At 56.2% G+C, this 21,501-nt stretch carries 22 protein-coding genes; 4 read left to right on the forward strand and 18 right to left on the reverse strand.

What is annotated here, in order from left to right; genetic code table 11:
• Positions 1 to 40 precede the first annotated feature (40 nt).
• Positions 41 to 448: a DUF2000 family protein gene (locus ACO6TI_RS16840; protein ID WP_029062431.1), complete on the reverse strand. Its 408-nt coding sequence runs from the start codon at positions 446 to 448 to the stop codon at positions 41 to 43.
• Between ACO6TI_RS16840 and ACO6TI_RS16845 the strand changes: the two genes are divergently transcribed.
• Positions 447 to 1,358, forward strand: coding sequence for an AraC family transcriptional regulator (locus ACO6TI_RS16845; RefSeq protein WP_422382938.1), 912 nt, complete (start codon positions 447 to 449; stop codon positions 1,356 to 1,358). The two genes, ACO6TI_RS16840 and ACO6TI_RS16845, sit on opposite strands and share 2 nt — an antisense overlap.
• A 233-nt stretch (positions 1,359 to 1,591) precedes the next feature.
• Here ACO6TI_RS16845 and parC read toward each other — a convergent pair whose 3' ends face one another.
• On the reverse strand, positions 1,592 to 3,844 hold the full coding sequence (parC, locus tag ACO6TI_RS16850; RefSeq protein ID WP_055118906.1) for a DNA topoisomerase IV subunit A: 2,253 nt from the start codon (positions 3,842 to 3,844) through the stop codon (positions 1,592 to 1,594).
• Between the two features lie 391 nt (positions 3,845 to 4,235).
• Here parC and lepB (ACO6TI_RS16855) point away from each other — a divergent pair, with 391 nt between their 5' ends.
• A complete protein-coding gene (gene lepB / locus ACO6TI_RS16855; RefSeq protein WP_208992813.1) occupies positions 4,236 to 4,847 on the forward strand; it encodes a signal peptidase I in 612 nt (203 codons plus the stop codon).
• Positions 4,848 to 4,850: 3 nt separating this feature from the next.
• On the opposite strand, the gene recO is transcribed toward lepB (ACO6TI_RS16855), so the two are convergent.
• From recO to rpoZ, 9 genes are all read right to left on the reverse strand, one after another.
• Complete coding sequence (recO, locus tag ACO6TI_RS16860) at positions 4,851 to 5,612, reverse strand: DNA repair protein RecO (protein ID WP_055118903.1); 762 nt, start codon at positions 5,610 to 5,612, stop codon at positions 4,851 to 4,853.
• 58 nt (positions 5,613 to 5,670) lie between these two features.
• Positions 5,671 to 6,570, reverse strand: a complete 900-nt coding sequence (gene era / locus ACO6TI_RS16865) for a GTPase Era (RefSeq protein ID WP_196893276.1) — start codon at positions 6,568 to 6,570, stop codon at positions 5,671 to 5,673.
• 109 nt (positions 6,571 to 6,679) lie between these two features.
• Positions 6,680 to 7,387, reverse strand: a complete 708-nt coding sequence (rnc, locus tag ACO6TI_RS16870; protein WP_055118901.1) for a ribonuclease III — start codon at positions 7,385 to 7,387, stop codon at positions 6,680 to 6,682.
• Positions 7,388 to 7,436: 49 nt separating this feature from the next.
• Positions 7,437 to 8,189: a signal peptidase I gene (gene lepB, locus ACO6TI_RS16875; RefSeq protein ID WP_029062424.1), complete on the reverse strand. Its 753-nt coding sequence runs from the start codon at positions 8,187 to 8,189 to the stop codon at positions 7,437 to 7,439.
• Between the two features lie 114 nt (positions 8,190 to 8,303).
• A complete protein-coding gene (locus ACO6TI_RS16880; RefSeq protein WP_422382939.1) occupies positions 8,304 to 8,600 on the reverse strand; it encodes a hypothetical protein in 297 nt (98 codons plus the stop codon).
• A gap of 61 nt (positions 8,601 to 8,661) precedes the next feature.
• Positions 8,662 to 9,264: a DUF2062 domain-containing protein gene (locus tag ACO6TI_RS16885; RefSeq protein ID WP_055118896.1), complete on the reverse strand. Its 603-nt coding sequence runs from the start codon at positions 9,262 to 9,264 to the stop codon at positions 8,662 to 8,664.
• 34 nt (positions 9,265 to 9,298) lie between these two features.
• Positions 9,299 to 9,880 carry an orotate phosphoribosyltransferase gene (gene pyrE / locus ACO6TI_RS16890; protein WP_055118894.1) on the reverse strand — a complete coding sequence of 194 codons (582 nt, stop codon included), beginning with the start codon at positions 9,878 to 9,880 and terminating at the stop codon, positions 9,299 to 9,301.
• Positions 9,881 to 9,907: 27 nt separating this feature from the next.
• Positions 9,908 to 12,154, reverse strand: coding sequence for a RelA/SpoT family protein (locus ACO6TI_RS16895; RefSeq protein ID WP_104704473.1), 2,247 nt, complete (start codon positions 12,152 to 12,154; stop codon positions 9,908 to 9,910).
• Positions 12,155 to 12,262: 108 nt separating this feature from the next.
• A complete protein-coding gene (gene rpoZ, locus ACO6TI_RS16900; RefSeq protein ID WP_055118889.1) occupies positions 12,263 to 12,664 on the reverse strand; it encodes a DNA-directed RNA polymerase subunit omega in 402 nt (133 codons plus the stop codon).
• A 378-nt stretch (positions 12,665 to 13,042) separates the two neighbouring features.
• Here rpoZ and ACO6TI_RS16905 point away from each other — a divergent pair, with 378 nt between their 5' ends.
• Positions 13,043 to 13,633, forward strand: a complete 591-nt coding sequence (locus ACO6TI_RS16905) for an NYN domain-containing protein (protein WP_029062418.1) — start codon at positions 13,043 to 13,045, stop codon at positions 13,631 to 13,633.
• A 9-nt stretch (positions 13,634 to 13,642) separates the two neighbouring features.
• Entirely contained in the window at positions 13,643 to 14,308 is a 666-nt protein-coding gene (locus ACO6TI_RS16910) for a uracil-DNA glycosylase (RefSeq protein WP_196998539.1), read from the forward strand.
• Positions 14,309 to 14,327: 19 nt separating this feature from the next.
• On the opposite strand, the gene ACO6TI_RS16915 is transcribed toward ACO6TI_RS16910, so the two are convergent.
• The 7 genes from ACO6TI_RS16915 to ACO6TI_RS16945 all read right to left on the reverse strand — a co-directional run bounded on the left by ACO6TI_RS16915 (position 14,328) and on the right by ACO6TI_RS16945 (position 21,363).
• Positions 14,328 to 15,098, reverse strand: coding sequence for an arginyltransferase (locus tag ACO6TI_RS16915; protein WP_055118885.1), 771 nt, complete (start codon positions 15,096 to 15,098; stop codon positions 14,328 to 14,330).
• A gap of 31 nt (positions 15,099 to 15,129) precedes the next feature.
• Entirely contained in the window at positions 15,130 to 16,965 is a 1,836-nt protein-coding gene (locus ACO6TI_RS16920) for an SLC13 family permease (protein ID WP_055118883.1), read from the reverse strand.
• A 194-nt stretch (positions 16,966 to 17,159) separates the two neighbouring features.
• Positions 17,160 to 17,840: a class I SAM-dependent methyltransferase gene (locus tag ACO6TI_RS16925; RefSeq protein ID WP_422382940.1), complete on the reverse strand. Its 681-nt coding sequence runs from the start codon at positions 17,838 to 17,840 to the stop codon at positions 17,160 to 17,162.
• Positions 17,841 to 17,848: 8 nt separating this feature from the next.
• Positions 17,849 to 18,322: a pseudoazurin gene (locus ACO6TI_RS16930; RefSeq protein ID WP_422382941.1), complete on the reverse strand. Its 474-nt coding sequence runs from the start codon at positions 18,320 to 18,322 to the stop codon at positions 17,849 to 17,851.
• Entirely contained in the window at positions 18,306 to 19,079 is a 774-nt protein-coding gene (locus ACO6TI_RS16935; protein WP_104704469.1) for an ATP-binding cassette domain-containing protein, read from the reverse strand. The genes ACO6TI_RS16930 and ACO6TI_RS16935 overlap by 17 nt, the downstream gene beginning before the upstream one ends.
• On the reverse strand, positions 19,076 to 20,149 hold the full coding sequence (locus ACO6TI_RS16940; protein WP_055119073.1) for a FecCD family ABC transporter permease: 1,074 nt from the start codon (positions 20,147 to 20,149) through the stop codon (positions 19,076 to 19,078). The genes ACO6TI_RS16935 and ACO6TI_RS16940 overlap by 4 nt, the downstream gene beginning before the upstream one ends.
• A 62-nt stretch (positions 20,150 to 20,211) precedes the next feature.
• Positions 20,212 to 21,363 carry an ABC transporter substrate-binding protein gene (locus ACO6TI_RS16945; protein ID WP_051644765.1) on the reverse strand — a complete coding sequence of 384 codons (1,152 nt, stop codon included), beginning with the start codon at positions 21,361 to 21,363 and terminating at the stop codon, positions 20,212 to 20,214.
• Between the last annotated feature and the right edge of the window lie 138 nt (positions 21,364 to 21,501).

Below are 21,501 nucleotides of genomic sequence, written 5' to 3' on the forward strand. Positions count from 1 at the left end.
GAGGGGGAAGTCGTCATGAATCGGGCGGTTGGCCTTTTGATCAGGGATGCATGCGTGCACCCTTGGTGATCCTGTCGGCAGTTTTCCGGTCGGCATGAAGCGCCAGGCCGACGACACTTGCCTCTTCGGGAGTGTATTTCCCGAATACCTCCCGGTTGGCGGCATCATGTCCGGTCGAAAACATCTCTTCGACATAAAGGCTCGTCCGGACGCCGCGCTGGAGAGATCGGGCATGGATCTTTTTCAGAAGAGCTTCATCGGCGCCAAGAACAATGATCGGCTGAACACTCATCGGGTGATAGCTGTTGCCTGCAGCGTCGCGGTAGTTCTCTCCGATAATCCCGGGGGTCGCGGACGCAATGCCTGTTGAAAGAAATGCAGTTACGTTTAGTTTCTGCCACACGGCCAGGTCATCCCGTACAACAACGACGAATTTGGTAGCAAACATGGGTGAAAACTCCACCAGGGGGATTCGAGAAACGAAGGTCTGCAAGAACCTAGAGGCAATCGAAGCAGATGGTCTTGAACGTTTGTGCGGCGAACGAACTGATGCAATCCGCATGGCGCCTGCGGAGGAGGGTGTTGAGCGGATCGAGGCAAGGTTCCGCGGTAACGGGTTCAACCCTCACAGACATGACACCTATGCGATCGGTCTGACGCTCAACGGTGTGCAGACTTTCAGATATCGCGGCGAGGCACGCGCATCGTTGCCCGGGCAGATAATCGTGATTCATCCCGACGAGCTTCATGATGGTGGGGCAGGGACTGAACGTGGGCTGCGATACCGCATGATCTATATCCAGCCGGAGGACGTGCAAACCGCACTTGGGCGTTCAGGAACAATGGGTTTGCCGTTTGTCGATACACCGGTCTTGGCGGACCCGGTCTTCAGGCGGAGCCTTTCGGAGGGCCTTGAAGACATCGACCATGAGATGGGAGAATTGAAACGCAGTCATCTGCTTGCCGAACTCTCACAGTGTCTGAGCAAATTTGGCGGATCCGATTTGGGAAACAGACAGGCGATCGACTTGCCTTCGCTCAGAAACTGCGCCGAGTTTCTCAGGGAAAGTCATAAGGAACAGGTCCGGGTAGGTGATTTGGAAGGGATGACGAACCTCGACCGCTTCACCTTGTCGAGGCAGTTCAAAAGAGTATTCGGAACAAGCCCGCACCGGTATCTGGTGATGCGTCGGCTCGAAACCGTGAAACGCCTGCTTGTTCTGGGAAAAACACTTGTGGAAGCGGCGGTGGAAAGTGGCTTTTCCGATCAAAGTCACATGACGAGACACTTCAAACGGGCATTTGGGATGACACCCGGTATGTGGCGGCAGTTAACCGCCACCAACGGTCTTTCTTAACTGCAGGCTTCAGATACCTGGAGCGCATCCAATGAATGTCGAATCGTTTGGTGCCTGAATGCTGTTCACTCGGCAAGCTGTGTCACGAAAGACGATGCCGTGTTTTCCGGCATCCGAAGGCCCTAGCCAGTCCTTTCTCCCGCTGATTGTGGCGGCTTCCGTTTGTCGTGGGCACAAACCGACTGATCAGCAGAAAAATGCGCGTAAGCGATCCGACATTCCCTCGATGCGCGCTAGAGTTTGCCGGGACCGAACTTGTTTGAACGCGGGAAGCCGGTCGGCGGCAGGCGCCCGGCCTGGCCCCTGTCTCCGCGCCAATCGGTAAGTTCTTCCAGCGAACGGGTAAAGCTGCGTCCTGAACTGTTGATCCAGGTAAGTCCCTCTTCGCCGGAGAAAACCCTGATGTCGGACACATTTCCGTCCCTGTAACGCTGCAGCCGCACGCCGCGGCCCCTGCCCATTTGCGCGATCTGAGCAAGTGGGAAAACCAGCAATTTCCGGTTTTCGCCGATGATCGCCACCTGATCTCCAGTGGCATCGACACAAAGGGCTGCTTCCGCCGGGGCCGTCAGGTTGAGCACCTGCTTGCCCTTGCGGGTGTTTGCAATGACATCATCCTCGCTGACGACAAAACCGCGCGCCTCGTTGTTGGACAAAAGAAGCTTTCGCCCAGGTTTGTGAACGAAGGCATTCACCACATCCTGCGCTTCGTCCATCTCGACCATGAGACGGATCGGTTCGCCGTGTCCGCGCCCACCCGGCAAACGATCAGCTCCGAGGGTGAAGAACTTGCCTCCGGTCGAGAACACGAGGATCTTGTCTGTCGTCTCGGCATGGAAAGACAGTTTCAGCTTGTCGCCCTGTTTGAAGGTCAGGGATGACAAATCGCTCTGATGCCCTTTGAGGGCACGGATCCAGCCTTTTTCCGAGATGATGACGGTTATCGGTTCCTTTTCGATCATCGCCTGCTGAATGTCGACCAGGTCCGCTTCCGGAGCCTCCGACTTGTCGGTGCGCCGTCTGCCGATTTCCGTTTCAGGTCCATAGACCTTGGAAATGTCAACAATTTCCTTGGAAATTCGGGTCCATTGACGGGCGTCTGAGCCGAGAAGTTTCGTGAGCTCGTCCTTTTCGTCGGTGAGTTTTCCGTGCTCCTTGCGGATCTCAAGTTCCTCAAGTTTGCGCAGGGATCTCAGGCGCATGTTGAGAATGGCTTCCGCCTGGACGTCGGTCAGTTCAAAGGTCCTGATCAGTTCGGCCTTGGCATCGTCTTCCTCACGGATGATCCGGATCACCTCGTCCAGATTGAGGTAGGCGATCAAATAGCCTTCCAGAACCTCGAGTCGATGGTTGATCTGGCCAAGTCTGTGCTCGGAGCGGCGGACCAGAACAACCTTGCGGTGATCGAGCCATTCGCGCAGCACCTGTTTCACGCCCATCACCATGGGCACCTTGCCCATGGAAAGAACGTTCATGTTCAAGGAGAACCGGTTTTCCAGGTCGGTCAGCTTGAACAGGGACTCCATCAGGATATTTGCGTCGACATTGCGCGAGCGCGGAACCAGAACGACGCGGATATCCTCGGCAGATTCATCGCGAACGTCGTCGAGCAATGGCAGTTTCCGGGCTGTCAGCAGTTCGGCAATCTTTTCGATCAGGCGCGACTTTTGAACCTGGTACGGAATTTCAGTGACAACGATCGCCCATTGCCCGCGGCCAAGATCCTCAACCTCCCAGCGTGCACGCACGCGGAAACTGCCACGTCCGGTCGCATATGCTTCGCGGATGGAGCCCTGGTCGGAGACAAGCAGGCCACCGGTCGGAAAATCCGGTCCCTTGATATGCTCCAGCAGTTCGTCAACTTCCGCCTTCGGATTCTTGATCAGGTGCAGGCATGCCTGGCAGAGCTCAAAGGCGTTGTGCGGCGGGATCGATGTTGCCATGCCGACGGCGATGCCTGAGGAGCCGTTGCCCAGGAGGTTCGGGAATCCGCCCGGCAGGACAATCGGTTCCTTGTCTTCGCCGTCATAGGTTTCCCGGAAATCGACGGCATTTTCGTCAAGTCCGTCGAGCAGTCGCTTGGCCGTGTCGGTCATGCGCGCTTCGGTGTACCGCATGGCAGCAGCATTGTCGCCGTCGACATTGCCGAAATTGCCCTGACCGTCGATCAATGGATAGCGTTGGGCAAAGTCCTGGGCGAGACGCACCAGGGCGTCATAGACGGCCTGGTCTCCGTGAGGATGGTATTTACCGATGACATCGCCGACCACACGCGCGCATTTCTTGAAGCCTGCGCCTGGATCCAGTTTCAAAAGTCGCATCGCATAGAGCAGGCGCCTGTGAACCGGCTTCAGGCCATCACGGACATCCGGCAAGGCCCTGTGCATGATGGTTGACAGCGCATAGGCCAGGTAACGTTCTTCCAGCGCATCGCGAAGGTTGATCCCCTCAATGCCGCTCGGTGGTGGTGTCGTCTCTTTTCCCATGTCTGTTTGCTATCTGTTTCCCATGGCCCGCGCAATTCGCCCGAGCCGATTTGGCGTGCGAAACCGCAGATTTTCAACGGTTTTTAACATGGTCACAAGCTGTTTGAACACGTGAACGAATTCGATCGGCCTCAAACTCACGAGATCCCGCACTCGAAGGAAGCGAAAAGTCCGGTTGCTCGCAAGAGGTGAACATGTCAGCTTCCCTTGGGAGTTTTCGAGAATTTCTTCCTAGGCTTGTAGTTTGAGAAGAAACTGAGGGTTTTCATCGCAGCAATGAGTGGGAAATTTGAAACATAAACTGTTTTCGTTTGGCCTGCCGTTTCTGTTTATGTTTGCAGTTGCCGGTGGGGAAATTGGAAACGCTTGGCTGGGTGATACCGCTAGCCGGATGAAGTCTTTCAGCAGTTCCTCTGGCAGCATGCTGCCGACCCTGGAGATCGGTGACCGCTTTTTGGTACGGTTGCCGATTGCAGAATTTTACAGGGATCTCGCGAGCGCCTACAGCCCTGAATACCTTCCAAACTTCAGAGTGCATCAGGGTGACATCGTGGTTTTCAAATTGCCAAGTGACTTCACGATTGTCTATGTCAAACGCGTAGTCGGCTTGCCCGGTGACACAATCCAGGTTCTGGATGGTGTTGTTCATATTGACGGAAAGCCGATCAAACGGGAACGTATCGACGACTATATCGGGATGTCTTCATCGGGAGCGGTTCGGCACGTTCCCCGCTTTCGTGAAACCCTCCCAAATGGGGTGTCCTATGAAACGCTTGACCTGACGAAACAGGGACAGTTGGACAATACGCGGGAATACAAAGTTCCGCTTGGTCACTACTTCTTGATGGGTGACAATCGGGACAATTCCGTAGACAGTCGGGTTTTGACCCGCGTTGGTTTTGTTCCCGCTGAAAATCTGATCGGGAGAGCAACAACCGTATACGTTTCAGGAAAAACAAACGATATCGTCTGGCGCTCGCTGAAACCGCACATGAATGACTGATGTCTAATCTAGGAAATTCCAGGGAAAACTCTCGCGATACCGTCGTTCCAGGGCGCTCATGACCTGCTCGCGTGTGCCACCGTCGGTACCATCACGCTCCCGTAAATGGCGAGATACGAAGAAGCTTGTCAGCTCAAAGCCTTGCGTGACATCGGTCCATGTCAGCTCACTTCCTGCCTGGCGCTGGCCATCGACAAGAAACGAGGGCAGGGGAAGTAGCTTGTCGTGATAGGGCTTGCCGGCCTCCCGGCTGACCGCACGCGCGGATTTGGGCGAGACATAGACCAGGTCATCCTTCTGGCCCGTCGCGGCGCAAGCCTCCAGATCAAGGCCGGTTCCAAGGTCCCGCAACAGTTCCAGTTCGAAACGGATCAGCAGAGCGGCTGCGGCATCGGGTTCGTCAAGATGCTCCAGAACCACGTTCAGGGCGTCGTAAAGATGCGGGTAGGGGTGCCGTTCCGGCAATAATCGCAAAAGGAATGCGAGATGCTGCAGACTGGCGAGGCCGATCGCTGTCGTCATGAGTTCGCCGGCACGCAGTGTCTGCGCTTCGAGCTGGAAATGCCCGAGGTGATCCGGCAGGCGCGCTTTCCAGGTCAGATCCAGTTCGTTGCCGGGTTGCAGAAAGGGCCGGTTGCGTTGGGAGCGGCCACCCCGGACAAGGCCCAGGTGCCGGCCATGATCGAGGGTCAGGGCCTCCAGAATGATGTCGTTTTCGCCGTGCTTGCGTGTGGTCAGTACCACGCCGCGGCTGGTCCACTCCAAGTCCAATACCCTGCGCTAGATTTGGCCGATTCAAGACTGGATTCGACCTTACCCTCAATCACTTCGGAAATTCGAGACCCATCTCCCGGTAGCGTTCGGGATCGTCGGCCCAGTTTTCGCGCACTTTCACGAAAAGAAACAGATGCACGGGGGTCTCGATGATGTCGGAGAGTTCTTCCCGGGCAGCCTTTGAGATTGCCTTGATCGTCTGCCCGCCCTTGCCCAGAACAATGCTTTTCTGACTGCTCCGTTCAACATAGATGGTCTGTTCGATGCGTGCGGACCCATCCTTGCGTGTCTGCCACTGTTCGGTTTCCACCGTTGAGATATAGGGCAGTTCCTGATGCAGGCGTTCGAACAGTTTTTCCCGGGTGATTTCAGCGGCCAGAATACGCAGCGGCAGGTCGGACGGCTGGTCGTCCGGGTAGAGCCAAGGTCCTTCAGGTACCTTCGAGGCGAAGTGATCGAGTATGGTCGCGATACCGTCTCCGGTAAGGGCCGAGACCATGAATGTTTCCTCGAATTCCAGATATTCGTTGGCCCTTTGCGCAAGCTGCAGAAGCTTTTCCCGCTTTGCGACATCGGTCTTGTTGAGGATCAGAACCTTGGGCGCGGACTGGCTCTTGAGGCGCTTGAGAATGTTTTCAACTTCCTCATCGATCCCCTTGCGCGCATCGATGAGCAGAGCGATCAGGTCGGCGTCGCGGGCGCCGCCCCAGGCAGTGTCGACCATTGCCCGGTCGAGACGGCGCTTCGGCTTGAAAATTCCCGGTGTGTCGATGAAGACCAGTTGCGCAGAGCCGTGCATCGCGACACCGCGTACGATCGAGCGTGTTGTCTGCACCTTGTGCGTGACAATCGAAACCTTGGTGCCGACGAGTTGATTGATCAGGGTCGACTTGCCCGCGTTGGGAGCGCCGATCAACGCTATGAACCCGGCCTTCGTGTCGCTAGGCATCTGGGCAAGCGGTTCAGGCAAGGGAATGTCGAACCGGCCTTTCGGCGGCACAAACCCTTCATCCTCGTCAATCGGTTCGCCTGTGTCGTTCTCGTCGCTCAAAATACTGTTATTCCTTCCAGACGCCTTCCCGGCGCAAGACTGCTTCAGCGGCGTTCTGTTCCGCGATACGCTTCGAGCCGCCCTTGCCCTCGCCGGACGCCAGCCCCCGCACGATCACCGAGACGGTAAAGCTGGGTTCGTGGTCCGGGCCGTCGCGCCCAGTGACTTCGTAATGTGGCGTCGGCAGGCTCTTCGATTGAGCCCATTCCTGCAGCGTGGTCTTGGCATCGCGCAACGGGCCCGTCCACGATAACATACGCGGTTCCCAAAGGCGCTTTACAAAGTCCGCAGCCGCCTCAAAGCCGCCGTCGAGGTAAATGGCGGCAATTACGGCCTCACAGATATCGGCCAGCAGTGCCGTCTTTTTTCGGCCGCCGGTCTGCGCTTCCGCTAGTCCGATCCGCATGGCATCGCCGACGCCGAGCTCTTGCGCGATTTCGGCGCAGGTTTCGCGTTTGACCATGTGGTTGAATCGCCGAGCGAGCTCTCCTTCATCCGCCTTTGGAAAATGCAAGTGCAGCATGGAAGCAATTGCAAGGCCGAGCACACGGTCGCCAAGGAATTCGAGCCGTTGATAGCTACCTGATACTGTTTCTGACGGGGCAAGGGCACTTGCGTGTGTCAGGGCAACCCTGAGAAGCTCAAGATCCCTGAACTCGTACTGCAAGGCCGCCTTGAGCGCCGATACCGCATTTTGTTTTGGCTTTTGTGTCATGCAGCCTGCTTTTGGCCATGGGGCAGTCGGGCCTCCACTCGGCTATTCCTCAGAGCGTTCTGCCGATGCGATCCCAGCGCACTGTCCATGGCCAGCTCCAGATGTGCCACGCCGGCTTACCGTCACCAACCGAGAAGAACAGAATTTCGGCGCGTCCCATGAAATTTTCAAGTGGCACATATCCGACTTTGGCCAGAACCCGGCTGTCAATCGAGTTGTCCCGGTTATCGCCCATCATGAAGAAGTGACCTTCCGGCACTTCATATTCACGCGTATTGTCCAATTGCCCGCGTGTCGTCAGTTCGAGCGTGTCGTAAGAAACACCGTTTGGCAGGGTTTCACGGAAGCGGGGAACGCGGCGGACTGCACCGGATGGTGAAGTCTCGATATAGTCATCGATTTGCTCCCGCTTGACGGGCTCTCCATTGATATGGACCACGCCTTCCAGAACCTGGATCGTATCGCCCGGCAAACCTATCACACGCTTGATGTAATCGATTGAGGTGTCTGTCGGCAATTTGAACACCGCTACGTCACCACGCTCGGGTTCCTCGGACCAGATCCTTCCTGAAAACGGAACAATCCCGAATGGAAACGAATAGCGCGAATAGCCATAGCTGTATTTGGAGACGAACAGATAGTCGCCGATCAGCAACGTATCCTTCATGGATCCGGAGGGAATGTTGAATGGCTGGAAAAGGAACGTCCGCACAATAAGGGCAAGAAGCAGTGCCTGAACTACGACCTTCACAGTCTCGTAAAGACCGCCGTCCGTTTCTTTCTTGTTTTCAGACACGCTCATAATATCCCTTGAAGCAATTGTTGGCGGTTCAGATTCTCGTGGCCGTACCCGAGCGGAACTCTTAACGGTTCACGTCGGCGGAAGCAATGCGACGAACACCGTCAAAGTCGCTGTTCATGCAGAACCTGTTGATGGGAGTTCTGGCCAGCGGGACGGCCAGGCGGAAATGACGGAAAATGCCTGCGCGAGCGGGAATTTGTCCGGGAAGGTCAGATCGATTGTGGTCCGGAAACCACTCGGTGTCATGGCAGCAAGACGCTTGGCGTTGGACGCAGCCCGCTCGGTGCGTCTGTCGGACCTGGTCCGTTCAATTTCGGTAAAGACCCTGTTTGTGAAACGGTCGCCGATCCGTTTCAGGGTTTTTTCGATCCGACGAATATCGATCAGGTCGCCGCCGATTCCCAAGATCATCAGTCTTTGATCCGTCTTTGAAGTGTCTGCGACGCTTTATTTGGGCAGGTTTTGGGAAAACTCAACCATTGCCGTCTTCTTCAACGGTTGAAGCAGGTGCGGAATAAGGAGTTTTGTCGGTGTTTGCCAGTGTCTGGCGCCTGCGGCGTTGATAGACTTCCACACTCTTGTACACGATGACATATGAAAGCGTGCCGACAACAAGACCGAGAGGAACTGCTCCGATAAACATTGGCTTGAGCATGGGCCAGAGGGCATCGAAAGACTTTTCGAACAGACCTTCCTGAAACCTCTGGTGAACCTGATGCGGATCCGCTTTCGGAGCTCTTCCATGCAGGATCCACTGGCCGATCTTGAAAGTGAACGCCCAGATGAACGGAAACGTGAGGGGATTGCCGATTGACGTTCCGAGCGCGGCGGCAATCATGTTTCCGCGCACAATGTAAGCAGCGCCGAACGCCGTCAGAAAGTGGAACCCGACCAGGGGCGTACAAGACGCAAAGGCACCGGCAGCAAATCCGACTGCAATAGCATGCGGGGTTGCGGTAAGTCTGAGGACCCGTTTGCCGAAATATCTCGTTGAGCGGGCCCAGCTGTTCCGGGGCCAGACCGCAACGCGCAGGCGCTCGATGCGCGATGGTCTATTTCTGCGTTGGAACAGCATGAATTGGTTTCTTGTCCTGTCAGGTCGTTCTTGTTCAGCTCAGGCCGCGGCTTCCCGGTTTTATGGCCGGAAGAGCTGCCAGTTCGGGTGGCAGGTTATCCGGCTCGTAAGCCGGTACCTTGTATTCGGCCAGTGCGATGATCGGAACCGACGCGTCAGCTTCGCCACCGGACCGGTCGATCAGGCAGGCCACGCCAAGGACTTCAGCACCAAGAGCTTTCAACGAGGTTACCGTTTCCCGGCTCGATAGACCTGTCGTTACTATATCCTCAACGACAATCACTCTTGCCCCTTTGGGAAGATCGAAGCGGCGGAGCCGGAATTCGCCGTCTTCGCGTTCGACCCACATGGCCGGGACACCCAGATGACGTGCCGTTTCATACCCGGGAATCAGACCGCCGAGCGCAGGGGAGATGATGTAGTCGACATCATCAAGACCGGCATCCCGGATTTTGTCTGCCAATGCCTTGCAAAGTTTTTCGGTCTTGTCCGGATACATGAATACCCGTGCCTTTTGAAGAAAGACGGGGCTGCGCAGTCCTGATGTCAGGATAAAATGCCCTTCCAGGATTGCGCCGGCTTCGCGGAATAAGGACAACACTTCGTCGCGGTTCATGAATCAGGATCCCTGTTAATCTGCATCTTATCCGTTGACCCGGTTGACGCTTGAAACATTCGGCTTTGAACGCAATTGATTGATAATGCGGTTCAGGTGTTTCAGGTCCCAGACCTCCAGGTCAATGATCATTTGGTGGAAGTCAGAGGCCCTTTGGACCATCTTCACATTATCGATATTTCCGCTGTTCTCGCCAATGACCTGTGCAATTGCAGCCAGAGAGCCGGGCTCGTTTGCAGCCGAAATATCCAGGCGCGCCGGAAAACGCTCCGGGTTGTTGATATCAATGTCCCAACGCACGTCCACCCAACGTTCGGTCTGGTCATCGAATTCCTTGAGCGACGGCGATTGTATCGGATAGATGGTCAGTCCGTCCGAAGGGATCAAGATGCCGACAATCCGATCTCCGGGAACGGCACCGCCATCGGGAGCGAAACTGACCGGAATGTCACCTGACAATCCACGGATGGGCAGGGCAGGACCTTCGCCGAGATCGGTTTCCTGGTCTGACCGGGATTTGCCGTCTTCCAGGTCACCGGGAGGGATCCGGAACTTCAGACCGTGACCCTGCTTCAGGCCGAACCAGCCTTCTTCCATTGGCGGACCGGATATCGCAACCCTCTCGTCCTGATAGTCCGGATGGGTCGACTTCAAGACAGCTTGCGCACTGAGATCGCCCCTGCCGACGGCGGCCATCAGGTCGGCGACGCTCGACTGATGGTGTCTGCCCAGAACCGCTTCAAGAAGATCTTCTGAAAACGCCTTGTCCGCGCGTGCGAACGCCCGCATCAGAATGTGTTCACCCAGAGCGCCATATTGTTTGCGGACGGATTCGCGGGTCGCGCGCCTGATCGCGGCGCGGGCCTTGCCGGTCACTGCGATCGCTTCCCAGGCCGGAGGAGGTGTCTGGGCGGGCGAGCGGATAATTTCCACCTCGTCGCCGTTGTGAAGCTCTGTCACGAGCGGCATGATCTTGCCGTTGATCTTGCAGCCGACACAGGTGTTGCCGATGCCGGTGTGAACCGCGTAAGCGAAATCGATCGGGGTTGCGCCGCGCGGAAGGGCGATCAACCGGCCTTTCGGTGTGAAACAGAACACCTGATCGTGGAACAGTTCCAGCTTGGTGTTCTCAAGAAATTCTTCAGGCGTATCGCCCTGCGCCAGCAGTTCCGTGGTGCGGCGCAGCCATTCAAAGGCACGGCAGTCTTCCGTATGGCGCGCAATATTCCTGCCGCCGAACTCGCCATCCTTGTAAAGCGCGTGGGCTGCAATGCCGTATTCTGCGACCCGGTCCATGGAAATTGTCCGGATTTGCAGCTCAACCCGCTGTCGTGAAGGGCCGACGATTGTTGTGTGGATTGACTTGTAGTCATTCTGCTTCGGCGTGGAGATGTAATCCTTGAAGCGCCCGGGAACCGTTGGCCAGGTCGTATGGATCACGCCGAGGACGCGATAGCAGGCTTCGACGGTTCCGACCGTTACACGGAAACCGTAAATGTCGGAGAGTTGCTCAAATCCAATGGCCTTGCGCTGCATTTTACGAAAGATCGAATAGGGGCGTTTTTCGCGTCCCGTGACCTCGGCCGCCATGCCGCGTTCGCTGAGGCGTTCGGTCAGCGTCGTTTCAATGTCGGCAATCAGGTCCCGGTTTTTCTCCCGCAGATCCGCAAGCCGGTCCGTGATGGTTTCGTAGGCTTCCGGGTTGAGGATATGAAAGGAGATGTCTTCCAGCTCCTCACGCATGTCGTGCATGCCCATGCGTCCGGCGAGCGGGGCATAGATTTCCATCGTTTCTTCGGCAATCCGGCCGCGCTTGTGCTGCGGCATGTGCTGCAGGGTGCGCATGTTGTGCAACCGGTCTGCAAGTTTGACCAGCAGGACACGCACATCGTCCGCGATGGCGAGCAACAGCTTGCGGAAGTTTTCTGCCTGCTTGGCCTTTTGAGAGACCAGATCAAGTCGCTTGATCTTCGTCAGGCCCTCGACCAGCTTGCCGATCTCCTCACCGAACAGGGAGTCGATTTCAGCCCGGGTCGCGTCCGTATCTTCGATGGTGTCATGAAGAAGGGCGACTGCGATGGTTGCGTCATCCAGCCGAAGATCGGTCAGGATCGCAGCGACTTCGAGGGGATGTGAAAAATAGGGGTCGCCGGATGCCCGCATCTGTGAGCCGTGCTTTTGCATGGCATAGACATAAGCCTTGTTGAGCAAGGCTTCGTCAGCTTCCGGATTGTAACGCGTAACTCGTTCAACGAGTTCATATTGACGCATCATGGCCGCAACCGACCCAGAAAACCGGCTGAGATATCAGTCGGATAAAGAAAATCCGCCTGAAACAACGCGGGAAAACATCCGCAATTCAGGCGGGAACTGGACGAAAAATCAGACGTCGTCGGTCCGCTCCGGCGGAACCAGACCTTCCAGACCGCGCAACAGATCTTCCTCGGACATGCGGTCGAATTCCACCGCACCGTCGTCCACGTTGTTGACCTGGGTCACCTGATGCTGATTGGCGGACGGAACAACCGGCACAGCCTCTGTCTCGGGTTCGTCCACTTCCACGAACTTCTGAAGCGAGTGGATCAGGTCTTCTTTCATGTCTTCCGGGCTGACGGTCTGCTCGGCGATCTCGCGCAGCGCAACGACGGGATTCTTGTCATTGTCGCGATCAATTGTCAGCGGCGAACCGCTAGAGATCATGCGAGCGCGATGCGCAGCAAGCAGCACCAGCTCAAACCGGTTTTCGACCTTGTCGATGCAGTCCTCGACGGTCACGCGCGCCATTCGACGTCTCCATAGGCTAAATGAACTTGAAAAAACAGCGTATAGAGATCACTATTCGAAAAAGCAACCCCTTGTCGGATTTGGGAGGAAAACGTCACTTTTAGCAGGGTTTTTATCGATTTTTCTTAGCTCCACTCGCTTTTGCGTTGCGGCGGTCCAATATTATAGTGTAGGGCACTACAGCGGACCTACAAGAATCAACAGGGTCGGTGGGAAAAACAAAACAATAAGCTGAGTGAAGCGGCAATGTGCGGTAGGTGTCATCTCAGCAAAAATGCGTTGACCTTATTGGTAGACATGAACGACTGCGGCTGCGGGTGCCGGACCGTTGGTGACTCTCCTTGAAGACGCATTTAACTCGGAAAGGTTTCATCTAATATGTTTGACGCTCGAGAAAAAGTTGCTTTGTTCATTGACGGAGCCAACTTGTATTCGACGGCCAAGGCGATCGGTTTTGATATCGACTATAAACGGCTGTTGAAGGAGTTCCAGGGACAGGCATATCTTTTGCGCGCGTATTATTATACTGCGCTGATCGAGGATCAGGAATACTCGTCCATTCGGCCACTTATAGATTGGCTGGATTACAACGGCTACAAGGTTATTACCAAGCCGGTAAAAGAATTCGTCGACAGTGCCGGAAGACGGAAAGTCAAAGGCAACATGGATATCGAACTTGCTGTCGATGCCATGGAACTTGTTGAAACAGTTGACCATATCGTTCTGTTTTCGGGTGATGGCGATTTCAGATCGCTGGTAGAGGCGCTTCAACGCAAGGGGCGCAAAGTCAGCGTGGTGTCCACCTTGAAAACCCAGCCGCCCATGATTGCCGACGATCTTCGCCGTCAGGCGGATCATTTTATTGATCTGGCAAGTCTTGCCAACAAGATCGGCCGGGATCCGTCGGAGCGTCCGGTGCGCCCGCAAATGGCACCGCAGATGGACCACGACGACGAGGACGACTACTGAGTTCCCCTGATGTCTGGACTTGAAGGAAATACCGGTCCGGTCGATCCACCCATGGATTGTCCGGACTGTCCGCGTCTGGTGGCGTTTCGCGAAGAACTGCGGGCGGTGCATCCTGATTGGCACAATGCCCCGGTGGCTTCATTTACGTCAAAAGCACCGCGGCTGCTCATCATAGGTCTGGCCCCCGGCATGAAAGGGGCCAATTGTACGGGACGGCCTTTCACCGGGGACTATGCCGGCGATCTTCTTTATCAAACCTTGCTTGAATACGGATTTGCACGAGGCACTTATCTGGCACGGTCAGATGACGGGCTGACACTTTGCGACGCAATGATCACCAATGCAGTCCGCTGCCTTCCTCCTCAGAACAAGCCAACAGGACCGGAGATCAGGACCTGCAGGCCCTATCTGCTGTCCACGTTGGCCGCCAATCCGTCCATCCGCGCAGTGCTTGCGCTTGGCCGGATCGCGCATGAGACCTTCCTGTCCGCCCTTGAATTGCGACGCGCCAGTTTTCCGTTCGCTCATTGCGCGGAACATGACCTCCCGGGACATGATATGTCGCTTTTCGACAGCTATCATTGCTCCAGATACAACACCAACACCGGCCGTCTGACCGAAGACATGTTCCGGTCGGTTTTCGACCAGATCCGCACTCATATTCCCGAGGCCTGACAACCGGTCTGCAGACTGGTCAGGTTTCAGAGTTCGTTGCCTCGGTGTCTGCGATGGTCCAGCCGTTGGGGCCGAGATGCTCTTGAGGTCTGAAGCGCGCCTTGTAGGCCATCTTCGCTGATCCTCCGACCCAGTACCCGAGATAGACATAGGGAAGGCGCATTTTGCGTGCGCGTTCGATGTGATCCAGGATCATGTAGGTGCCGAGCGCCGTGTCGGTGTAATTGGGGTCGTAAAAGGAATAGACCATGGAAAGCCCGTCGGACAGTTGATCACTGAGCGCAACGCCAAGCAGAGGGCCGTCGCCGGTTCCGGTAACGAAACTGTCTGGTCCCCTTCGGCGATACTCGATCACCAACGTTTCGACATGGGTATCCTCGACCATCATCGCGTAATCGAGAACGCTCATTTCAGTCATGCCGCCGTCTTCATGACGTTCCTGCAGATAGTCCCTGAACAGATCGTATTGTTCCGCAGAAGGGCTGGCCGGGAGCCGTGCACCGATCAGCTCTGAACCGGTTTTCCAGACACGTTTGAACGATTTGCTCCATTTGAAATCGTTGACACGGACCCGAACGGAAACGCACGCCTGGCACTGTTCGCATGCCGGGCGGTAGGCAATGTTCTGACTGCGCCGGAAACCGCCCTGCGTCAGAACCTCGTTGAGGGCCGGGGCACCATGTCCCACCAGATGCGTGAACACCTTACGCTCCTGCTTGCCGTCCAGATAAGGGCAGGGCGCAGGCGCGGTAAGATAGAATTGCGGATGGTCTGTTGGGTGGCGTGTCACCGTGTTGTCCCGAGATACCTCAAATCTTGTTCTACATCCCGTAATACCATGGCGCGACCAACGAGAAGGTCAACCATAAAATAAGCGCAAGCGGTGCTCCAGCCCGGATGAAGTCGCTAAATCTGTAGTGACCCGGACCCATGACGATCAGGTTGGTCTGATAGCCCACCGGTGTTGCGAAGGAAGTATTGGCCGCGATGATCAGGCAGACCACAAATGCTTCCGGCGGTTGTCCGATCTGGTTAGCCAGGTTGATGGCGATTGGAGTGAACAGAACGGCGGCTGCATTGTTGGAAAGAAAGTTCGTCAGTACCATGACGATGAAGAAAAGTGCCGACAAAATTGTCGCTGCCGATGCCCCTTGCAGCACGTAAACGAGCCCTGTGGCAATTGCGGTTGCACCCCCCGTCGCTTCCAGCGCGACTGCCGCGGCAAGCGATGCGCCGACGAGCATGAAGATCCGGCTGTCGATCGCCCGCATGGCCTGGCGAATGTTGAGGCAACCAGACGCAATCATCGCAAATGTGCCGCCGATGGCAGCCGATACGATCGGGACCAGTCCGGTAGCGGCCAGAATGACCACACATGCGAAAATGGCCAGTGCTCGTGGCGCGTAACGCCGGCGCGGCACCTCCGTTGTTGACCAGTCCAGAAGAAGGACGTCCCTGTTGCCACGCAGGCGTCCGATCTCGTCTTCATTTCCGGCGACCAGCAGAACGTCTCCCGCTTCAAGCCGGATGTCGTTCATTGCCATGCGCGGCATGCGACTGCGTCTCTGAATGCCCATGACGAGACAGCCTGTGTCGGCATAAAACCCCGATTGCGGCAAAGTTCTGCCCATCAGTCTGGACGCGGGCGCGACAACCACCTCGGCAAGGCTGATGGAGCCAGGCTGAACCGGCTGCTGATCTCGTCCGGCGCTACTGTTTTCCGCGTCGGTCTCCATCAGAGGCTGGCGGCGCGCCAGCGCGTTTGCAAGCGCGTTCCGTGTCGCTGCGACGATGACCGTGTCCCCCGGCGACAGAACCACGTTTTCGAACGGTGGCAGGATGGGTTTTTGCCCGCGTTGAACCAGTCGGACGGTCATGTCCTTCAGATTGGGGAACATGCCCGAGACAGCCTCGACCCCGACAAGGGGATGTCCGTATGTGATTTCGATCTGGGCAATGAACTGCTTGCCCGAAGTTGGTTGGAATTCCTCTGCCATGGTTTTCCGTGTGGTCATCAGATACGGCATGACGAAGAACACATAGACCGCTCCGGCGCTCGCCACGATCAGACCGATCGGCGTGAAACTGAAGAAGGTCAGCCTGAGATCGGAGGTCTGCGCGGCGTAGTTGGCGACCAGAAGGTTGGTGGACGACCCGATCAGCGTGATCATGCCACCGAGAATCGCAATGAACGACAGCGGCATCAGGACACGGGAAGGCGACTGCCCGACCGTGGCGGCAACTGCGGTCAGGATCGGCAGGAACATGACGACAACGGGAGTGTTGTTCAGGAAGGCGCTGAGAACGGCCACAGCGAGCAGTATCGGAATGGTCGCAAACGCCGAGCGGCCGCGTGTCATCCTCACGATTGCCTTTGCCGGCCCTTCCAGCGCATCCGTCTGGAACAGTCCCTGGCCGATGATCAGCAGGCAGATCACGGTGACCAGCGCGGGATTTGCGAACCCGGTGAGAAAATCGGCGGTGGTTACGGCCTTGCCGTCAGGTGTTTCGACCGGAAGAACAGAAAAAATGACAATGAACGCGGTCACTGACCCCAGAGCGACCGTTTCAATCGGATAGCGCTCCAAGGCGTACAGGATAACGGTCGACGCGATCACCAGAAAGGTCAGCGCCATCGCAATATCAACTGAGTGCATTCACCTGCCCAATGCCAGTCTTGACGAACGCACAGTTTAAAACAGGCGGTCCGCTCATTGAAAGAGCTTATGATAGTGTTTGCGTCTGATACGCGTTGGATTGGCTCTTGCCAACATAAGGTTGGAAAAAATACTGGCGAAGGACGGCATGTCTGGCGTCAGGGGCACCCTGACAGAATTCGAACAGTGTCTTTCTAGGCGCCTGATGTGAACTGGAACATGAGCTTCCAGCGACTGTAAGTCTCAATGCGGTCGACATCCGTCGGAAAATAGTCACTCGCGCCGCCGAGAGGCACGAAGGCGCTTGCCAGAAATCGCTGAACCGACACCTGAAACCCGGCGTGCCGAAAGGCCTCGGCAATATCCGACACACTGTGATTTGGGACCGGAACGTTTGAAAACTCCTGAATTTTGGGTCGCCAGGAGTGCCAGAGCGGACTGTCACTGTGACAGCAGGTGACCGCATAATAATCCCCTCCCGGTTTCAAAACCTTCCTGATGTCGTCGGCGTGCCGCTCAAGATCTTCGATGAGGTAGATGACTTCGTGACTGAAAGCGATGTCAAAACCGTCTCCGATATCCGACAATCGGTCTGTGGCGCGATAGGTGATGGGCCGATCGCCCTTTTGAGCTTCGGCGCGCGCAATAGCGTTCTGTGCGATATCCACTCCAACGGCAGCGGCATAGCGACGAAGGTCATAAAGCAGTCTCAGAAATCCACCCTGATTGCAGCCGAAATCGAGAACTTTTGCGTTGGTGAAATCAGTCTCGCCGACCGCTGCAATCATTTCTCGCCAGATCCAGGCGTGTTCTGTTGTCATGCTGTCTTCTTCAGCATCACGTTTCGACCAGGTATCAATCAGATTCTCGCTCACGACAATTCCTATGCTTCAAGCTCTTTCAGGAGCGAACGAAAGACTTTGCGCGCGCTGCCCGGGTGCCTGACCTTTTTCACGGAATGCAGATTCGACAGATCATTTCCAACCACGATCAGACCCACCATTCCCCATTCGTAGTGTGGCAGGCAGATGTGCCCGTAAATGCCCGGTATCGGAAATTCGACTGTCAGATTTGTGTCCATTGCTCCGTTCCAGGCGTCCGCACCGTTCGGGATCATTCCGCGTTTCGATGCAGAATTGTGGCCTGCGTCAGTCGGGACGAACGTGACACTGTCACCGGGTTTGATCCTTAGAATCGCGGGTTCAAACACATTCGGCGTGTCAGGATCCCCACAAGCCGCATTTAGCATCAGGACGCTGTGCGCACTACCGACCGACGCTGGAGCCGGGCAGGCCAGTGCAGACCCGGTGCCCGCCATTGCAGCCACGGAAAACATGAAATTACGACGCGTAAGCATGGACGATGAGTTCCTCTCTGGGCCCCTGTGAAGTCTCGATCGCAACCCCGTAAGTCTTGGCAATCGCATTCGCGCGCAGCACCTGCCTGGGTGAACCCTGTGCCAGAATTCGGCCTTCACCGAGCAGGATCAGATTGTCCGCGAAACGAGCAGCCAGATTGAGATCGTGAAGCGCGACGACACCGACGGCACCGCGCCGGACGACCGCCGACTTTATCTGACCTAACACGTCCAGTTGGTGGCGCAGGTCGAGTGCGGATGTCGGCTCGTCAAACAGGTAGACATCCGAATTCCGGATCAGCGCTTGCGTTACCGAAACCAGTTGCGACTGCCCTCCGGAGAGCTCGCTCACATAGGCTTCGGCCAGATGACCGATGCCGGCCTCATGCAGAGCCGTACCGACCGCAATCATGTCTGCATCGCTGACGCGCCAACCCTTCAACTGTTTGTGCGCCATCATGACTACATCGAAGACGGTAAGAGCCGCATTCGCGGTAAAAAACTGCGGCATGAAACACACACGCTTAAGCCTCGCACGAGTCGAAAGGCTGTCGAGGTCGATATTGCCGAGGTGGACCTTGCCTGACTGGAGGGGCAAAAGCCCTGCAATCAGACGAAACAGGGTAGATTTGCCGGCCGCATTTGGCCCGATGAGAGCGGTAAGCTGTCCGGGGACAATCGGTTCGAAGGCGATGGCGTCGAAAATTTGTCTCGAACCATAAGAGAAGCTGATGTTCTCGGCAGACAGCGCACTCATTGCCAGTGCCTCTTTCTCTGCCCGAGAATGAGCAGAATGAAGAAAGGAATGCCAATCAGCGAGGTGATCATGCCGATCGGGTAGACGATACCAGGCGTGATTGCCTTCGATGCTATTGACGTGCCGGAGAGAATGAGGGCGCCGCACAAGGCGGACAACGGCAGAAAACCGCGCTGGTCTTCACCAACGATCATGCGTGCTATGTGCGGTCCGACGAGACCGACGAAGGCAATGGCCCCAACAAAGGAGACCGCGACGGCGGAAAGCAGAGAAACGCCGGCAAGCACTCCGATCCGCAATATGGAGACATTGACGCCCAGCGCGGCTGCCTTGTCCTCGCCCATGCGCAGCGCGGTCAATGCCCAGGAGCGGTTCATGAACCAGGGCAGGGTGAGTACAAGGATCAGGAAGCAGATGCCAACCTTTGACCACGTGGCACGGGCAAGGGAACCCAATTGCCAGAAAATCAGCTGCGCGAGTTGAATTTCCGAAGCGCCGTATTGCAGAAAGGCCAGCAACGCGTTGAAAGTGAACAGCATTGCGATTCCGACAAGGATCATGGCTTCCGGAGTGACGCCGCGCAATCTGGTAAACAGGAACAAGGCGCAGGACGTAATCATCGCGAATACAAACGCGTTCACCGAAACGAACAGTCCTCCAACACCCGGGATCACAGACCAGCCGAGCACGATGGCAAGGGCAGCGCCGAATCCGGCTGCAGAACTCAGCCCAAGCGTAAACGGATCGGCGAGCGGATTGTTGAGGATCGTCTGCATTTCTGCGCCGGCGACGCCGAGCATTGCGCCCACTGCGACGGCCATGATGGCGACCGGAAGGCGCAGTTGCCAGATGATGACGTCTTCTTTGGGAGTGGCGCTGGCGCGATCGAAGATCACTTCAATCGTTCGCCAGATTGTCAGATCGGCCGGGCCGGTGGTGACATCGATGACGACCAGGACGGCAAGGCAAAAAAAGGCAAGAATTACGAGGGTAACACGGCGCATGCTGCGTCGTTTGTAGGCACGTACAAGTGACAACGCCTCTGATGTTAGCAAGGTTCCGTCAGACATGAAAATTCCATGAAAAACAGGCCCCGCAATCAGATATTGCGGGGCCATCGGGTGTGTCGGTTCTAGTTGTTCAGGGAGATCCAGAATTGACCGGAAGGCTCATAAGGAAGGAACCTGCCGTGCAGTTCCTTGAAGGTTGCCTCCGGATCAAGATCTTCAAAATCCTCCGGATGCAGCCATTTCGCCAGGACCTGGACTGCCACGAAGTGATACGGTGAATTGTAGAACTGGTGATAGATCGAGTGGAATCGGCCTTCCTTCACGGCACGCAAATCAGCGAAACCAGGGCGGGCGGCAAGCGCAGAAAGGCGGTCGCCGTTCACTTCCGGATCGCCGTCGTAGCCAAGCAGTGTCGAGGTGACTTCCGGACGGGCTTCTTTCCAGTTTGCACCTGTGCCGAACACAACATCGGGATCCGCTTCGATGATGCCTTCCAGGTTCAGATCAACGGAATAGGCATTGGCAAGCGTGGACCCGTAGTTCTTGCCTCCGGCGAGTTCGACGAAACGGCCGTAATTATAGGGGCCGAATGACCGGCAGCAGAAATCGGTCTGCCATCCGGCGGCATTTTCAACGACGACAAGCGGGCGGTCTTCGGCCGGGATCGTGTCGACAATATTCGTTACCTTGCGCATCTGCGCGATGTAGAAATCGATAAATTCTGCAGCGCGTTTTTCCTCGCCGAAAATCCGGCCGAGGATCAGCATCGAAGGCACTGCATTCTCCGTGGCGTTGCGGCGGAAATCGATAAAGGCGACCTGAACACCGGCATTGCCGAGCTTTTCGATGAGGCCTGTTTCTTCGGCCTTGAAGAGGTTGCCGACATCAAGCAACACCAGGTCTGTTTCCGCCTCCAGCACGGCTTCAATGGAAAAATCACCAGCATAAGGATTGCCGAAGTCGATCATCCGCGCCGTATCGTCCGGGAATACGCCCTGGTACTTGCGGAACGCATCCGGATCGTACTGGACCAGGTCACTTTTCCAGCCGACGATCTTCTCGAACGGATTGCCTTCGATGAGCGGTGCGATCCCGTACATCATTCGGCCTTCGCCGAGAATGATCTTGTCCGGCATCTCCGGCAGGGTGACTTCCCGGCCAGCAATATCGGTGAAGGTAAGAGCTTCCGCTTGAGCGGTTGTGGAGTGAGCAGCCAACAGGCTACCGGCCACGAACACGCACGTGAGTGCGCCTACGCGTTTGAAGAAAGACATAGCGTTTTCCAATAGTTAGATTGCGTCGCAGCAATACCAAATCTGAAATTTAAAGTCGACTCTAATATTCAGGTTTTTCGGTGATTAGACGCGGTAACGCGATAGAGCGGTGAAAACAGGGCGATATTCCGCATTCGA

This window comes from Roseibium album (genome assembly GCF_965233825.1).
Classification (GTDB): Bacteria; Pseudomonadota; Alphaproteobacteria; order Rhizobiales; family Stappiaceae; genus Roseibium; species Roseibium album.

Bases quoted from the DNA above. Each gene is read 5' to 3' on its own strand.
- ACO6TI_RS16840 (WP_029062431.1), bottom strand. From the start codon at position 448: ATGTTTGCTACCAAATTCGTCGTTGTTGTACGGGATGACCTGGCCGTG.
- ACO6TI_RS16880 (WP_422382939.1), bottom strand. From the start codon at position 8,600: ATGATCTTGGGAATCGGCGGCGACCTGATCGATATTCGTCGGATCGAA.
- rpoZ (WP_055118889.1), bottom strand. From the start codon at position 12,664: ATGGCGCGCGTGACCGTCGAGGACTGCATCGACAAGGTCGAAAACCGG.
- ACO6TI_RS16940 (WP_055119073.1), bottom strand. From the start codon at position 20,149: ATGTCTGACGGAACCTTGCTAACATCAGAGGCGTTGTCACTTGTACGT.
- ACO6TI_RS16910 (WP_196998539.1), top strand. From the start codon at position 13,643: ATGTCTGGACTTGAAGGAAATACCGGTCCGGTCGATCCACCCATGGAT.
- ACO6TI_RS16935 (WP_104704469.1), bottom strand. From the start codon at position 19,079: ATGAGTGCGCTGTCTGCCGAGAACATCAGCTTCTCTTATGGTTCGAGA.
- era (WP_196893276.1), bottom strand. From the start codon at position 6,570: ATGCCTAGCGACACGAAGGCCGGGTTCATAGCGTTGATCGGCGCTCCC.
- rnc (WP_055118901.1), bottom strand. From the start codon at position 7,387: ATGACACAAAAGCCAAAACAAAATGCGGTATCGGCGCTCAAGGCGGCC.
- ACO6TI_RS16930 (WP_422382941.1), bottom strand. From the start codon at position 18,322: ATGCTTACGCGTCGTAATTTCATGTTTTCCGTGGCTGCAATGGCGGGC.
- ACO6TI_RS16905 (WP_029062418.1), top strand. From the start codon at position 13,043: ATGTTTGACGCTCGAGAAAAAGTTGCTTTGTTCATTGACGGAGCCAAC.
- ACO6TI_RS16845 (WP_422382938.1), top strand. From the start codon at position 447: ATGGGTGAAAACTCCACCAGGGGGATTCGAGAAACGAAGGTCTGCAAG.
- parC (WP_055118906.1), bottom strand. From the start codon at position 3,844: ATGGGAAAAGAGACGACACCACCACCGAGCGGCATTGAGGGGATCAAC.
- ACO6TI_RS16945 (WP_051644765.1), bottom strand. From the start codon at position 21,363: ATGTCTTTCTTCAAACGCGTAGGCGCACTCACGTGCGTGTTCGTGGCC.
- ACO6TI_RS16895 (WP_104704473.1), bottom strand. From the start codon at position 12,154: ATGATGCGTCAATATGAACTCGTTGAACGAGTTACGCGTTACAATCCG.
- lepB (WP_208992813.1), top strand. From the start codon at position 4,236: ATGAAGTCTTTCAGCAGTTCCTCTGGCAGCATGCTGCCGACCCTGGAG.
- ACO6TI_RS16885 (WP_055118896.1), bottom strand. From the start codon at position 9,264: ATGCTGTTCCAACGCAGAAATAGACCATCGCGCATCGAGCGCCTGCGC.
- lepB (WP_029062424.1), bottom strand. From the start codon at position 8,189: ATGAGCGTGTCTGAAAACAAGAAAGAAACGGACGGCGGTCTTTACGAG.
- pyrE (WP_055118894.1), bottom strand. From the start codon at position 9,880: ATGAACCGCGACGAAGTGTTGTCCTTATTCCGCGAAGCCGGCGCAATC.
- ACO6TI_RS16920 (WP_055118883.1), bottom strand. From the start codon at position 16,965: ATGCACTCAGTTGATATTGCGATGGCGCTGACCTTTCTGGTGATCGCG.